The sequence below is a fragment of the Williamsia sp. SKLECPSW1 genome (assembly GCF_054332755.1).
The window spans coordinates 181,517-197,215 of sequence record NZ_JBTGLI010000002.1; the positions used below are offsets into that span (position 1 = coordinate 181,517).

Annotated in this window: 10 protein-coding genes; 6 read left to right on the forward strand and 4 right to left on the reverse strand. The window is 70.3% G+C overall.

Going from position 1 to position 15,699, the window contains the following annotated elements:
- Nucleotide 1: 1 nt before the first annotated feature.
- A complete protein-coding gene (locus ACXVUM_RS16735; RefSeq protein WP_458523060.1) occupies nt 2-1,558 on the forward strand; it encodes an AMP-binding protein in 1,557 nt (518 codons plus the stop codon).
- A gap of 13 nt (nt 1,559-1,571) precedes the next feature.
- Here ACXVUM_RS16735 and ACXVUM_RS16740 read toward each other — a convergent pair whose 3' ends face one another.
- On the reverse strand, nt 1,572-2,228 hold the full coding sequence (locus ACXVUM_RS16740) for an ANTAR domain-containing protein (protein ID WP_458523061.1): 657 nt from the start codon (nt 2,226-2,228) through the stop codon (nt 1,572-1,574).
- Nucleotides 2,229-2,361: 133 nt separating this feature from the next.
- Between ACXVUM_RS16740 and ACXVUM_RS16745 the strand changes: the two genes are divergently transcribed.
- The 5 genes from ACXVUM_RS16745 (at nt 2,362) to ACXVUM_RS16765 (ending at nt 7,221) form a co-directional block, all read left to right on the forward strand.
- Nucleotides 2,362-3,105, forward strand: a complete 744-nt coding sequence (locus ACXVUM_RS16745; protein ID WP_458523062.1) for a dienelactone hydrolase family protein — start codon at nt 2,362-2,364, stop codon at nt 3,103-3,105.
- Between the two features lie 76 nt (nt 3,106-3,181).
- Entirely contained in the window at nt 3,182-4,315 is a 1,134-nt protein-coding gene (locus ACXVUM_RS16750; protein WP_458523063.1) for a nitronate monooxygenase, read from the forward strand.
- Nucleotides 4,316-4,395: 80 nt separating this feature from the next.
- Nucleotides 4,396-4,557 carry a hypothetical protein gene (locus ACXVUM_RS16755; protein WP_458523064.1) on the forward strand — a complete coding sequence of 54 codons (162 nt, stop codon included), beginning with the start codon at nt 4,396-4,398 and terminating at the stop codon, nt 4,555-4,557.
- Between the two features lie 128 nt (nt 4,558-4,685).
- Nucleotides 4,686-5,696: a fumarylacetoacetate hydrolase family protein gene (locus ACXVUM_RS16760; protein WP_458523065.1), complete on the forward strand. Its 1,011-nt coding sequence runs from the start codon at nt 4,686-4,688 to the stop codon at nt 5,694-5,696.
- Between the two features lie 220 nt (nt 5,697-5,916).
- A complete protein-coding gene (locus ACXVUM_RS16765) occupies nt 5,917-7,221 on the forward strand; it encodes a cytochrome P450 (RefSeq protein WP_458523066.1) in 1,305 nt (434 codons plus the stop codon).
- Nucleotides 7,222-7,280: 59 nt separating this feature from the next.
- On the opposite strand, the gene car is transcribed toward ACXVUM_RS16765, so the two are convergent.
- The 3 genes from car to ACXVUM_RS16780 all read right to left on the reverse strand — a co-directional run bounded on the left by car (nt 7,281) and on the right by ACXVUM_RS16780 (nt 15,584).
- A complete protein-coding gene (gene car, locus ACXVUM_RS16770; protein WP_458523067.1) occupies nt 7,281-10,835 on the reverse strand; it encodes a carboxylic acid reductase in 3,555 nt (1,184 codons plus the stop codon).
- Between the two features lie 209 nt (nt 10,836-11,044).
- Complete coding sequence (locus ACXVUM_RS16775; protein ID WP_458523068.1) at nt 11,045-11,449, reverse strand: hypothetical protein; 405 nt, start codon at nt 11,447-11,449, stop codon at nt 11,045-11,047.
- 61 nt (nt 11,450-11,510) lie between these two features.
- A complete protein-coding gene (locus ACXVUM_RS16780) occupies nt 11,511-15,584 on the reverse strand; it encodes a molybdopterin-dependent oxidoreductase (protein WP_458523069.1) in 4,074 nt (1,357 codons plus the stop codon).
- Nucleotides 15,585-15,699: the final 115 nt, after the last annotated feature.

A 15,699-nucleotide genomic window follows, 5' to 3' on the forward strand; every position in this document is an offset into this window, starting at 1 on the left:
CATGGCCGGACTGGACACGCCACTGACTCCCCTGCGGTTCCTGGAACGCGCCGCCGAGGTCCACCCCGACTCCGAGGCCGTCGTCGACGGCGACCGCCGTATCACCTACCGGGAGTTCGCCGATGCGGCGCAGCGCATGGCATCCGCGGTGCGAGCGTCCGGCGTCGGCCCGGGTGAGCGCGTGGCCTTCCTCGCGACCAATCGTCTGGAACTGCTCGTCGCCCACTACGGGGTGCCGCTCGCGGGTGCCGTCCTCGTCGCGGTCAACACGCGACTGTCGCCGACCGAGGTCGCCTACATCTGCGAGCACTCGTCGTCGCGAATGATGTTCGGCGACAGCGACCTGCTGGCCGGCCTGGAGGGCGTCGACCTGCCGGTGGCCGAGATCGTGGACCTGGATCGCGGCTACGAGGCGTTCCTCGAGCGTGGTGGTGACGAGCGGTTCGCCTGGGAGGTCGCCGACGAGACCGCGACGATCACCGTGAACTACACGTCGGGGACCACCGGCCGGCCCAAGGGCGTGATGTACACCCACCGCGGTGCACACCTCAACGCACTCGGCGAGATGCACCACCAGGGGTTCGCGCACGACACCCGGTACCTCTGGACGCTGCCGATGTTCCACTGCAACGGCTGGTGCACCACCTGGGCGGTCACCGCGGCGGCCGGGGTGCACATCTGTCTGCGGGCGGTTCGCGGTGCGGAGATCTGGGACCTCGTGGACCGGGAGCGGGTCGACCACCTCTGCGGCGCGCCGACCGTCCTCACCACCCTGGCGACGGCGCCCGAGGCCCACCACCTCGACCGGCCGCTCACCGTCGTGACCGCCGGTGCGCCCCCGAGTCCGACGGTTGTCGGCCAGATCCGTGACCTCGGTGCCGATCTCGTCCACGTCTACGGCCTCACCGAGACCTACGGGCCGTACTCGATCTGCGAACCGCGGGACTCCTGGTCCGCGCTCGGTCGCGACGAACTGAACGTGCAGATGGCACGCCAGGGCGCCGGGATGATCACCACCGACCGTCTGCGGGTGGTACGGCGCGAGCCCGCCGCGGACGGGACCCTCGTCGACGTGGAGTCCGACGGGGTCGAGATGGGCGAGATCGTCATGCGCGGGAACGGGGTCATGAAGGGGTATCTCGACGATCCCGACGCCACGGCAGAGGCATTCTCCGGCGGCTGGTTCCATTCGGGCGACCTGGGCGTGATGCACGACGACGGCTACGTGCAGCTGGTGGACCGGGCGAAGGACATCGTGATCTCCGGTGGCGAGAACATCTCGACCATCGAGGTCGAGCAGGCTCTCGCCGCACATCCGGCGGTCGCCGACGTCGTGGTGATCGGTGTGCCCGACGAGAAATGGGGTGAACGACCGAAGGCGTTCGTCGTCACCCGCGACGGCGAATCGGTCCAGGAGGCCGACCTCGTCGCGCATGTCCGCTCCCGGCTCGCCGCCTTCAAGGCTCCTCGGGAGGTGGTCTTCACCGATGCGCTGCCACGTACCTCGACGGGCAAGGTGCGCAAGAACGCGCTGCGTGACGCCGAGAAGCGGTCCTGAGGCGTCGGGCCGGTCAGTTCTCGTGCGCGGTGAGCAGGATGCGGTCGAACGCCGCCCGGTCGGCGTCGCCCAGCGACACCGTCGAGGGCGCCTCGCGGACCACCGCGGCGGCCAGGGCCCGGACCTTCGTGTTCGTGTGCTGTGACCGCCACGCCAGGACGTCGTAGGCGTGCGTCTCACCGAATCCGTAGGCCAGCATCATCATCCCCTTGGCCTGCTCGATGACCGATCGGTGCTCGACGAAGTCGCGCACCGCGAGATCGAGGCGGTCCTGCGTCTCGACGACCACGGGCGTCACGTCCACGACGTGGCCGGCCACCCCGACGACACCGCCGTCGCGTGAGCGCAGTGGCTCCCCGACCATCACCACGTGCCGCTCCCGCCCGGACCGGTCGGTGATGCGGTGTCGTGAGGCGCTCACCCGTGCGTCCGCGCGGACGGCGTCCATCGCCGCACGGACGTGGTCGACGTCGAGCGGGCCGCCGTCCGCGAGAGGTGCTGCAGCCGAGGGGTTCTCGGACCGACCGTCCGCGCTCGCGCCGCCGTCGAGCATCACCGTGAGCTCAGGCGTGAGCTGCCAGTCGGGGCCGTCGAACAGGTAGCGGAACCCGCCCGCAGCAGGCGGGATGTCCGGATGGGCACCGGATGTGACAGGGGCTGAGTCGGCCAACGGCTGGTCCTTCGCGCGCGGGAGAACGATCACCGGCGCCGAGCTCCTCTACCGCCGAGGGAACACCTTACCGATCGTGTTCGGCGCATCCGTCGACACCGTGCACCCGGGGGGCGGCGCTACCGTCGGGGGTATGCAGCTCACGACGATCCCCGCGGGTGACGGGGACACCGAGGCCCACATCGCACGACCGCAGTCCGGGTCCGGACCGGGGGTGGTGCTGTTCATGGACGCGATCGGCGTCCGTCCCGCCCTGACCGACATGGCCGATCGCATCGCGTCGTGGGGATACGTGGTGCTCACGCCGAACCTGTTCTATCGCGACGGCTCCGTCGACGACGTGCGTCCGCACGTCGATCTCCGGGTCGACGGTGCGCGGGATGCGTTCTTCGCCTCCGCGATGCCACGCGTGCGGTCACTCTTCGACCAGGACCTCGGTGGTGATCTGGACGCCTACCGGGACGCGGTGCTGCGCATCGACGGCGTGACCGGGTCGGCTGTCGGGACCGTCGGTTACTGCATGGGGGCGCGGATGGCGACGTTCTTCGCCTGCCGACACCCCGACGTCGTGGCGGCTGCCGCCGGGTTCCACGGTGGCGGTCTCGTCACCGACGACCCGTCGAGTCCACACCGCCGCCTGTCGTCGGCCTCGGCCGAGTTCGTCTTCGGCCACGCCGACAACGACTCGTCCATGCCCCCCGAGGCAGTCGCCGAGTTGGGTCGGGCGCTCTCGGAGGCCGGCCTGACCGCGAGCAACGAGATCTTCCCCGACGCCCCGCACGGCTACACGATGCCCGACACCTCGATGTACCAGGAGCGGGGAGCCGAACGCGCGTTCACCGAACTCGAGGCGTTGTTCGCCCGCACCCTGCGCTGAGGGCGTCCGGGTTCCCCCGACGGGCGGTGTGGCCTAAACTAGAACACGTTCTAACTTTCGGCCCGAGAGGACGACCGTGCACACACCGCTCTGCGACACCCTGGGGATCGAGTACCCCATCTTCGCCTTCACCCACTGCCGTGACGTCGTCGTCGCGGTGAGCAAGGCAGGAGGGTTCGGCGTGTTGGGCGCCGTCGGGTACACCCCGGAGGAACTCGAGGTCGAGCTGCGGTGGATCGACGACCACATCGGTGATCGCCCCTACGGCGTCGACATCGTCATCCCCAACAAGTACGAGGGGATGGACTCGAACCTCTCCGGCGACGAGCTCGCCGAGATGCTGCGGTCGATGGTGCCGAAGGAGACACTGGAGTTCGGCCGCACGCTGCTGACCGACCACGGCGTCCCGCTGGCCGAGGGCGACGACAACAGCCTGCAACTCCTCGGCTGGACCGAGGCGACCGCGACCCCGCAGGTGGAGATCGCGCTGCAGCACGAGAAGGTCCGACTCATCGCGAACGCGTTGGGCACGCCCCCGACCGAGATGATCCAGCGGATCCAGTCCACCGGCCGCAAGGTGGCCGCGCTGTGTGGGTCGCCGTATCAGGCACGTAAGCACGCCGACGCCGGGATCGACATCATCATCGCCCAGGGCGGCGAGGGTGGCGGCCACTGCGGCGAGGTCGGTTCCATCGTGCTGTGGCCCCAGGTGGTGCGCGAGGTCGCACCGATCCCGGTCCTCGCGGCCGGCGGGATCGGAAGCGGCCAGCAGATCGCCGCCGCACTCGCGCTCGGTGCGCAGGGCGCCTGGTCGGGATCGCAGTGGCTCATCGTCGAGGAGTCGGCCAACACCGCTCGTCAGCAGCAGGCGTACATCGACGCGTCCAGCCGCGACACCGTGCGCAGTCGGTCGTTCACCGGCAAGCCCTGCCGGATGCTCCGCAACGACTGGACCGAGGCCTGGGAGAAGCCGGAGAACCCGGAACCGTTGGGCATGCCGCTGCAGTACATGGTGTCGGGCATGGCGGTGGCCGCCACGCACAAGTACCCGGATCAGACGGTCGACGTGGCGTTCAACCCGGTCGGGCAGGTCGTCGGTCAGTTCCGCAAGGTGGAGAAGACCTCCGCGGTGATCGAGCGGTGGGTACAGGAATACCTCGAGGCGACAAGCACTCTCGACGACATCAACGCAGCGGGTGCGGGGGTCTGATCCCGGCCGGTGGTGTGACGACCCCCGGGGAGGTCGTTACCCTGGGCCTCCCTTGCAGTCCGACGGAAGGAGGCCCATCGATGATCGATCCCGACGTGACTGACACGGGTGCGACGCCTGTCGGCGCCGTCCCGGACAAGCCGGTGCCGGAGGGTGCCGAGGCGGATGTCCTGGAGCAGGAGTTCGAGGTCGAGGTCGACGACGACGCCTACCCCCACGTGGGCGAGATCGACGACGAGTGATCGACCGGGATCGACCGGCGGCGTCGCCGACGCCGCCCGTCGTCGCGTCACGCACTCCTCAACGCCTGTAGATTCGGGGGTGCGGGCGGGTCATCGGGGTCTCGCCCCCGGCGGTGGAGGGCGGATCGATGCGCGTACGACGGATCTGGGACGGGGACCGGACGGGGGTCGCCGTGCACCACGCCGCGAGCGGCTCCTGGGTCGACCTCGACGCCGCCGCGGCAGTCGTCGACCCGGCCGCACGCGGTCCACTCACGCAGGATCTCCTCGCGCTGCTCGCGGCCCGCGAGCGCGGACGGGAACTCGCCGATCGTCTTGCCGATCGTGTGGTCGCGGACGGTGTGGCGATCGTCGACCCGCCGTCTGCGGTGCCCGTCGAGGCGGTGTCACTGCGCTGCTTCCTCGGCTGGGAGGAGCACTGGGTCCAGGCGGCCCACAGCCTCGTCCGCCGCAACCTCCCGGCGGCCTGGCCGTTCATCCGCACCTACGAGGCGCTGAGCCGCCGGACGTTCCCGGCGCTGCGCCCCGGTCCGGCGTTCGCCGATCATCCCGTCTACTACACGGGCAACCACCGCACGATCCGGCCCGACGGCGCGGACCTGCCCTGGCCCGACTACACCGACCTCCTCGACTACGAACTGGAGTTCGGCGCGATCGTCGACCGACCCGTCTGCGACGCGACACCTGCGCAGGCCGTCGCGGCGATCGGCGGGTTCGTGGTCTTCAACGACATCAGCGCCCGTGACGTGCAGTGGGAGGAGCAGCGACGCAGCTCGTTCGGCCCGGTCGTCAAGACCAAGACCTTCGCCAGCGCGATGGGTTCCGTGGTGGTGACCGCCGACGAGGTCCTCCCCCACCTCGACGATCTCGCCGGGTCCGTCGTCGTCGACGGGGAGACCTGGGCGACGACGAGCACCGCGGGCATGCGCTGGTCGCCCGCCGACTGGGTGGCCTGGGCGAGTCGCGGCGAGCAGATCGGGCCCGGTGAGCTCTTCACCTCCGGCACCCTGCCCTCGGGGTCGGGGCTGGAGATCGACCGGTGGATCCGGCCGGGCCAGACCGTGACCCTGTCGATCGACCGGATCGGCACGGTCAGCAACCGTGTCGGCGCGCCGACGTCCGCCGAGACCACGGCGTGACGCCCGGAACCGCTGCCATCGGCGCCCGGCCCGTCGACGCCTCTGATCACCTCGACCTTGCCGACGTCCCGGCAGTCACCACGAACCGTCGGACGCCGATTCGCTTGCGATGGTGCAGGTGTCGCGTGTCGCCCGTGCGACGAATGAACGCACGCCCGTCCTGGGGCATCATGGCGGTCAGCGCGACGAGTTCACCCGAGACGACAGACGGGATCCGACGATGCGACTGATGCTGCGATGGTTCGCGATGCACGGCTTTCTCCGATTGGTCGCGGGTCGCGCCGCGGCGGCCGGTGACCTGCAGGCACGCCTCATCGGCGATCCCCGGGTCCGGGAGGACCCGACCGGACTCTTCGCCGACATCCGGGCCCGCGGGCCGGTCGCCAAGGGCCGCCTCGCCGCGGTCACCGTCGACCACGCGATCGTGCACGAGGTGCTCCGATCGGACGACTTCCGGACGATCATCCTCGGATCGCGCCTCCCGGGTCCGCTCGGCGCGATCGAACGCCACACCCGGTCCGCGGCACTGCACCCACTGCGCCCGCCGTCACTGCTGGCGACCGAGCCCCCGGAGCACACCAGCTACCGCAAGATGGTCTCCTCGGTGTTCACCGCCCGAGCGGTGGCCGCGATGCGGGACAACGTCGAGCAGACCACGGCGCGCCTCCTCGACGATCTCGACGGCGCGACCGGCACGGTCGACATCGTCGAGCAGTACTGCGCCAAGCTCCCGGTCACCGTCATCGGTGACATCCTCGGCGTACCCGAGTCCGAGCGAGGACAGGTGCTGCACTTCGGCGAACTGGCCGCCCCCAGCCTGGATCTGGGGCTCCCCTGGGGTCAGTTCCGTCGTGTCGAGCAGGGCATCGAGGGCTTCAACGAGTGGCTCGCCGACCACCTCGCCACGCTCCGCCGCTCGCCCGGTGACGACCTGATGAGCCAGTTGATCGCCGCCACGGACGACGGGGTGTCCCTGACCGACGAGGAACTGCGCGGTATCGCGGGCCTGGTGCTCGCGGCGGGGTTCGAGACGACGGTCAACATCCTCGGGAGCGGGATCGATCTGCTCACCCGACATCCCGACCAACTCGCACTCCTCCGCGAGGACCCGTCGCTGTGGCCCAATGCCGCCGACGAGATGCTGCGACTGCGCGCACCTGTTCAGTTGACCGCCCGATCGGCGTTGCGCCCCACCGAGATCGGCGGTGTCTCGTTCGACCGGGGTGAGCTGATCGTGCTCGTCATCGCCGGCGCGAACCGCGATCCTGCGGTGTTCACCGACCCGGATCGTCTCGACGTGACCCGGCCCAACGCGAACAAGCACCACTCGTTCTCCGGTGGACGCCACTACTGCCTGGGCGCCGCCCTGGCACGCGCCGAGACCGAGGTGGGTCTGCGGGCGCTCTTCGACCGCTACCCCGACATCCGCGAGGCGGGACCTCCGGTGCGCCGCGAGACCCGTGTGCTGCACGGCTATTCGGCCATGCCGGTGTTCCTGGGCGAACGCAGCGGCGCACACGCCTGAGTCGACGCACGACGACACCCCGCACCGACGATCGTCGGCCCGGGGCGTCATCCGGCAGATCAGGCCAGACGCAGTGTCCGCAGATCGGACACATACTTCGAGATCAGTGCGTGCGAGAGGTGCGGGATCTCGCCGTCGTCACCGAGGCGCGCGTCGGCGACGGCGGAGACGAAACGCGCCGACGGGATCGCCGACCCGAGCTCCGCGGGCAGCGGCTCGCGGTATGCGTCCATGACCGGCGCCACCGATGCCTGACGGATCCGTTCGGGCAGACCACGGATGGCCGTCTCGAAGCGGTCCACCCACGCGCCGTGGTCGTCGATGCGCGTGATCGCCACACCGTCCTCCTGCATCCAGTCGACGGCGGTGTCGAGCGAGATGCCGTCGTCGTGGGGGTTGACGACGTTGAAGGTCTCGAAACCCTTCGCCACGGCGACACCGAGTTCGGTGATCGCCCGGGCGGTGAAATCGGCAGGCAGCCCGTCGTAGTGGGACCGTGCGCGCGAGCCGTCCTCCTCACGGCGGTAGAACGTCGCCGGGGCCAGGCCGGTCCCGACGATCGTCAGGAGCAGCCGGGAGAAGACGTCGGGCACGTTCAGCTGGCCGGTGAACGTGCTGTGGGCCAGGATCATGTCCGACCGGAACACGCCGACCGGGAGCTCACACAGATCGTGGGCCTCGCGCAGCAGCACCTCGCCCGCCCACTTGCTGGTCCCGTAGCCGTTGGCGTACGAATCCCGCACCGCGCGTTCGCTGCTCGCCTCGCGGATGTCGAGATCCTCGTCGAGCACCGACGGTCCACCCTCGGCGGCGACACCGACCGTGGACAGGTACGTCACCGGCTTGCGCCGAGTGGTGAGCGCCAGGCGGATCACCTCGGCGGTGCCGACGACGTTCGGCGCGAAGAGCTGGTCGTAGGGCAGGACGTGGTTGACCAGGGCGGCGGGATGCACGATGCGGTCGACCACCTCGGCCAGGCGGTTCCATGTCGTCTCGTCGAGTCCCAGTCGCGGGCTGGAGATGTCACCGGCGAGCACCTCGAGACGTCGGTCGGCGAGTTCGGCGAACCGCGCGATCAGCGCTGCGTCGCCCGAGTCGAACACGGACTCGAGACGCCGGCGGGCGTCGGCGGTGTCCCGCCCGCGCACGATGCAGACGAGCGTCCCGTCGACGGCGTCGAGCCGTTCGAGCCATTCGAGGCAGAGGAAGCGACCGAGGTAGCCGTTCGCGCCGGTGAGCAGCACCGTGGTCGGTTGTTCCGGGGCCTCGGGCAGGGACGTCGCGCCGTCGAGCAGGTCCGCGTCGAGGAACTTGTCGAGGGTCAGGTCCGCGGCACGGACCGAGGTGGCCCCGGATCCGTGGACCGAGGAGAACGTGGGTGTCGTACCGCCGCCCGATCGCACGGACTCGACGTGGTCGGCGAGGGCCTGCATGTCGGTGGCCGCACTCATCAGGAGGCCGACGGGCACCTCGACGTCGAAGATCTCGGTGAGCAGTGTGGAGAAGCTCAACGCTGACAACGAGTCCCCACCGAGGTCGGCGAAGCGCGCGTCCGGGGCGAGCGCGCTCGTCCCGCCGCCGATGACGGCGGCCGCGGCGCGGCCCACGGTCTCGACCACCGGCCGGTCACCGGCACCGCGGCGGAGTTGCCGCAGCTCGTCGGTCTGGGTGTCGGCGAGATCGCGGTAGAGCTGCTCCAGCCGGTCGCCGTAGTGCTCGATCAGCTTGGGACGCAGCACCTTGCCGACACCCGAGAGCAGTCCGTTCTCGCGGCTGAACGGGGTGCGCTCGACGAGGACGTCGCGCGGGATCTCGTAGGAGTTGAGTTGAGCTGCGCGTCCGGTCCGCTTGAGGGCGGACACGATCGAATCGTGCAGCGCCGCATCGTCACCGGCCGCGGCCTCGACGGCCTCCGTGGTCGGGACGACCACCGCCAGGAGGAACGACCGGGCGCTGTTGCCGTAGACGAAGATCTGCCGCACCGTGTCGGCGGCCGCGAACACCGCCTCCACCCGCGACAGCGCGACGAACTCGCCCTGGGCCAGCTTCAGCACGTTCTTGCGCCGGTCGAGGTAGACGAGGTGATCCGGGCCGAGCTCCGCCATGATGTCGCCGGTCTTGTAGAACCCGTCCTCGTCGAACACCTCGGCGGTGGTCTCGGGCCGCTTGTAGTAGCCGGGGAAGAGTGACTCGGACCTGATCAGCAGTTCGCCGCGCGGATGGGGGACGTCGTCGACGTGGTATCCGAGTTCGGGCACGTCGATGAGCTTGTACTCGGTCACCGGTGGCCGGGTGATGTGTCCGTCGACGAGGACCGAACCGGCCTCGGTGGACCCGTACCCGTCGACGAGGTGCACGTCGAGGCAGTCACTGATGAACTCGGCCATCTCCGGTGCGAGGGGCGCGGTCCCGCAGAGCGCGGCCAGTACACGCCCGCCGAGAAGCTCGTCCCGGATCATCTGCTTCACGGCGGCGTCGGCGGAGTCTCCGCGACGGTCGAGCTCGGTGATGTAGCGCTGGTGGATCATGTCGCACACACGCGGGACCAGCGTGAGATCGGTGGGACGGGCGAGTGCGATGTCGTCCATGAGGGTGGACAGGTCGCTGGATGCGACGAAGTACGCGGTGCCACCGGTCGCGATGGTCTTGGCGAGCAACGCCCGGCCGGCCACGTGGCTCATCGGCATGTAGTTGACGGTGATGCTGGGCAGTGTGGGGTCGCCGACGAACCAGAATCTGGTCCACAACCGCCGCACCCCGCTCAGCGGGTACATCGCACCCTTGGGTGCTCCGGTGCTGCCCGAGGTGTAGATCAGGTTCGCGAGGTCGTCGGCGTGGTCGGCGCCGTCGCTGCCGAACAGCGGCGCGGCAGGCAGCGACGAGCCGCGCTCGAGCATCTCCCCGATCGTCTCGACCTCGATGCCGGCGTCGGTCAGCGCGGAGCGCGCCCGTTGCACCGCGGCGCGCTGCGTGTCGTCGCGAGCGTCGTGGTCGAAGACGACCACCCTGCGTGGGCGGTGGCCGGAGGTGGCGAGTTCGACGACATCGTCGAGATGGTCGGTGGCGACGGCGAGGACGGTCGGCTCGGTCTCGGCGAGGATGGGCAGGAGCTGCGCCGGCACGGAACTGGTCTGGAGGGGAACCGTCACCAGTCCGAGTCGGATGCAGGCGAGGTCGAGCGTCGTGTAGTCGACGCTGGTGAAGCCCAGCGTGGCGACGAACTCGCCGGGCCGCACCCCGTCGGCGTGCCAGGCCGCTGCCACCGCGTGCACGCGATCACGCAGCTCGCCGTACGACACGGTGTCGAACCGCTCCACGAGGCGCACCGCGTCGTGACCGTCGGCGTCGGTGACGACCTCGGTCGCACGACGGCCGAGCGCGGGGCGGTCGGCGTATGCCGACAGGATCTCCTCGACGACCTGGGCGAGCGGGAGGTCATCGGCGAGGATGCGCTCGGCGAGTGCCGGATCGGGTGCCGCTGCACGGAACTGCTCGTCTGTCTCCTCGAGCCGGCGACGACGCTGAGAAGTGCGCTCGTCACGCGCTGTGTCGGCGTCGAGGCGCGGATCCCCCGTGTCGTCCCGATCGGTGGCGGCGACTTCGTGTGCGGTCATCAGGCGTCCTCCTGTCACTCCCCTGGTGCAGAGACCAGACGCTCACCGTGGTCGTGAGCTTAGTACAACTAAGTACTAACCCCGCCGAAGATATTTCGCCACAAACATGTGATGAAGCTCTCGGTGGCGATCACACCTGGTCAGGCGCAGCGCTTTTCGGGCGATTGGTCGTTTTCGACCGGGTGCGTGATCCGCTGTTCGCGGTCGATTCAGCGCTGCACGGCGAGACGTCGCTCGATGCGTTTCGCGGCCACGAGCCGGGCGGTGAACGCCACGGCCGGCGACACGACGAACATCAGGGCCTCGACGATCCACGCGTCGAACCGGGTCGTGACGACGCCGACCGCGTTGCCGCTGAAGCCGACGGCGATGCCACTGAGGATGGTCGACCCGAACGCCGGGTACCCCGCCCGGTTCTCCAGACGTGCCTTCCATGCGACGGCGTCGCGGCGGGCCTGGTCGCGCGTGCCGGCGCCGTGGTGGCGGGACGCCTCGATCGCCAACGCGAGATCGGGATCGTCCGGGGCCCGCCATGCGCGCAGCGCCGACCAGACCCAACCGAGGACGATCGCCACGTCGACGATCGTGAGCAGCACCGCTCCGACGACCGTCACCCGGCGATCGTATCGTCGGCCGTGGCGTCGACGAGGCGGTCGAGGGGCCCGACCTGCGCGATCAGTACACGTCGCGCAGGTAGCGCCGCTCCGCGGCGAGAGCCTGCACGTACGCCTCGGCGCTCTGCGGCGACAGGCGTCCGTGCTCGGCGACCACCCCCACGAGGGCGTCGTGGACGTCGGGGGCCATGCGTTCGGCGTCGCCGCACACACAGAACACCGCACCACGCTGGAGCCAGCGGAACAGCTCGGCGCCGTGTTCACGCATGCGGTCCTGCACGTAGACCTTCTCGGACTGGTCACGGGAGAACGCGACGTCGAGCCGCGTCAGCACCCCGTCGTCCCGGAGTGCGGCGAGTTCGTCGCGGTAGTAGAAGTCGGTGGCCTCGTGCTGCTCGCCGAAGAACAGCCAGTTCGGCCCCGTGTGTCCACGGGCCTGCCGGTCCTGCAGGAAGGCGCGGAACGGTGCGACGCCGGTCCCCGGCCCGACCATGACGAGCGGGGTCGTCGGATCCTCGGGAGGGCGGAACGACGACGACCGGCGCACGAAGATCCGCACGTCCTCGCCGGCATGGTCGGCGAGATAGGTCGAACAGACGCCGCGGCGTGGTGTGCCGTGGACGTTGTAGCGGACGGCCGACACGGTCAGCTGCACCTCGTCGGGATGCACGCGCGGACTCGAGGAGATCGAGTAGAGGCGCGGGCGCAGCGGCGTGAGCACCGCGAGCCACTCCTCGGTCGTCGCGCGGACGGGGTGCTCGGCGAGCAGGTCGACCGACTGCCGGCCCCACGCCCACGACGCGAAGTTCTCCCGGTTGTCGGGCAGCATCATCGCCTCGAGGTCGACGTCACCGGTGCGGTCGATGACGAAGCGCATCAGAGCGGGGGTGATCTTGGCGATCTCGAGGTGCTCGCGGAGTGCGTCGCGCAGGACGATGCCGCCGACCGACGGGAGCTCGACGCGCGCCGACCCGTCGAGGCCGGTCCGGTCGAGCCACTCCTCGACCACCGCATCGCCGTTGCGCGGCCAGACCCCCAGGGCGTCACCGGTCTCATAGGTGAGGGTGCCCGGCGGCAGTGCCACCCCGACCGTGCGCACGTCCTTGCGTGACCCGTCGAGCGTCACCCGGTGGTTGCGGACCACCGACGAGACGAGCGGTGAGGTCCGGTCGTGGCGGCGCCGCGTCGACGACGTGTCATCGGCCACCGGCCCGGCAGTCGACCCGGTGGTCGTCCCGATCGTCGTGACGATCGCGTCGATCCACCGCCGTGCGGCGTCCTCGTACTCCGGCTCGCAGTCGACCCTGTCGACCATCCGGCTCGCCCCGAGCTCGGCGAGGCGCTCGTCGAGTCGACGCCCGTGCCCGCAGAAGTCCGCGTACGTCGAATCCCCGAGCGCGAACACCGAGTACCGCAGACCCGACAGATCGACGTCGGCCTCGGCGAGCGCCGACCAGAACGTCGCCCCGTTGTCCGGGGCGTCGCCGTCGCCGGTCGTGGAACTGACGATCACCGCGGTCGACACCTCGGCGAGATGGTCCGGCCCGACGTCGTCCATCGCCCGGCACACCACCGGGATGCCGGCCGTGGACAACCGGGCCGTCAGCGAGTCGACCACCTCTTCCGCGGTGCCCGTCTGCGACGCCCAGAGCACGCTCACGGGCTGCCGGCCGTCGGTCATGTCGGCATCGCCGGCGGTGGGCTGCGGCATGCGCGAGTACATCCCCGCGAGCAGGCCGTCGACCCGCGCGCGCAGCGCCGGGCGCAACGGCGCCGTCGCAGGGACGGTCGGGATCTCGCCCACCGCGACACCGTGCGAGCTGAGCCCGGCGACGAATCCGGCCAACCACTCGCTCTCGATCGTGTCGAGGGATCCCGCCGCGCCCGCCGTCGAGGACAGTCCGAGCAGTCCCGTCAGCATCTCGGGCCGGGAGTCGACCGTCGCCGTCGTCGGCGCCGCGGGTGCCGGATCGGGTGTCGTCGTGCCGACCCTGGTGAGCCGGACTGCGCACGCCTTGAACTCCGGTTGCCGCGAATCGGGGTCGACCGCGTCGTTGGTGACCGCGTTGACGGCCACGTCGGCGGCGAAACGGTCGGCGAAGTGGAACGGCACGAAGCACCCGCCGGGCAGCACACGGTCGCTGACCGTCGCAGGCAGCACCGCGCGTCCCCGTCGGGACGCGATCTCCACTCGATCACCCTCCGACACCCCGAGTTCCGCCGCGTCGGTCGGATGGATCTCGACGAACGGCGCCGGGTTGAGCTTGGTCAGCTTCGCGACCCGACCGGTCTTAGTCATGGTGTGCCACTGATGCGCGAGTCGCCCGGTGTTGAGCACGAACGGGTGGTCGTCGTCGGGCATCTCGGCGGGGTCGATCGCGGGGCGGGCGAGGAACCGCGCCCGGCCGCTCGGTGTCGGGAACGTGGGGCGGGGACGGTCGTGGGCGGACGCGGCGTCGGGGTCGAGGTAGCGGATCGGGTTCCGGCGCGCAACGGCATCGGGCGGGCACGGCCACTGCACCGGCCCGTCGGCGAGACGTCGGTAGGAGACGCCCCGCAGGTCCCACCCGGTACGCGGGTTGTGGAATCGCCGGAGCTCGTCGAAGACCGCCTCGGCGTCGGCGTGGGCGAAGTGCTCGCCGAATCCGAGCCGCCGGCCCACCTCGGCGATGATCTGCCAGTCGGGCATCGCCTCCCCTGGCGGTGACGACGCGGGACGGCAGAGCGTCACCGATCGCTCCGAGTTCACCATCACCCCGTCGGTCTCCGACCACATCGCGGCCGGCAGGACGATGTCGGCGAACTCCGTGGTCTCGGTGTCGCCGTAGACGTCCTGGACGACGACGAGATCCGCGGTGCGCAGGGCCTCGACGACGGTCGACCGGTTGGCGACACTCGCCACGGGGTTGGTGCAGATGATCCATGCGGCGCGGATCTCGCCGGCGGCCATCCGCTCGAACATGTCGATCGTCCCGGCACCGACGCGCGAGGAGATGGACCCGCGCGGCATGCCCCACAGGTCCTCCACGGTGGCGCGGTCGTCGGCGTCGAGGACCGATCGCTGCCCGGGCAGCCCCGGACCCATGTACCCCATCTCGCGGCCGCCCATGGCGTTCGGCTGCCCGGTGAGCGAGAACGGTCCGCTGCCCGTGCGGCAGATGGCGCCGGTCGCGAGGTGCAGGTTGCACAGGGCCGTGGTGTTCCACGTGCCGTGCGTCGACTGGTTGAGCCCCATCGTCCACAGGCTCATCCACTCGTCGGCGGCACCGATCCACGACGCCGCGGTGCGCAGATCGGCCTCGTCGATGCCGCACCGCGCCGCGACGACCTCGGGCGGACAGTCCTCGACCATCGCCGCCACGTCCGCCCACCCCTCGGTGGACTCCGCGATGAAGTCCTCGTCGATGTGACCGTCCGCGACGAGAAGGTGCAGCAGGCCGTTCAGCAGCCAGAGATCAGATCCCGGGCGCACCTGCAGATGCAGGTCGGCCTTGTCCGCGGTGGCGGTCCGGCGAGGGTCCACCACGATGACCTTGGCGCCCGCTCGCGCGCGATCGAGCATCCGCAGATGCAGGATCGGGTGGCAGTCGGCCATGTTCGAGCCGATGACGAGGAAGACGTCCGCGTGATCGAGATCGTCGTAGGACCCCGGTGGGCCGTCGGCGCCCAGCGACTGCTTGTAGCCCGTCCCGGCGCTGGCCATGCACAGGCGCGAGTTCGACTCGATGGCGTTGGTCCCGAGGCATCCCTTCACCAACTTCGTGGCCAGGTACTGCGCCTCGGTCGTCATCTGTCCCGACACGTACACGGCGACCGCCTCCGGGCCGTGCTCGTCGATGATCGCCCGCAGGCGGGTCGCGGTCTCCTCGATCGCGTCGACGGCGGTGGCGGGCTGCGCGACACCGCCACGCTCGGAGCGGATCAGGGCGGTGGTCAGCCGTCCGGGCGCCGCGAGCATGTCCCCCGTCGTGGCACCTTTGGTGCACAACCGGCCACGGTTGGCGGTGTGGTCGCGGTCGCCGACGACGGTGAGAGCGGGGCCCGGTGCGTCGGTACGCGCGGCCGGCTGCAGGACGATGCCGCACCCGACACCGCAGTACCCGCACACCGATCGCACGCCACCCGTCGAGACCATGGCAGTCACTGTGTCGGTCGGCGCGGTCCGCGCGGTTGCGGTGCTGTGAGTCGGGCGTGACCTTTTCCTCACCGTGCCCCGACGTCGGGCGTGAGGCGCCGGTCGGTCCGCTCAC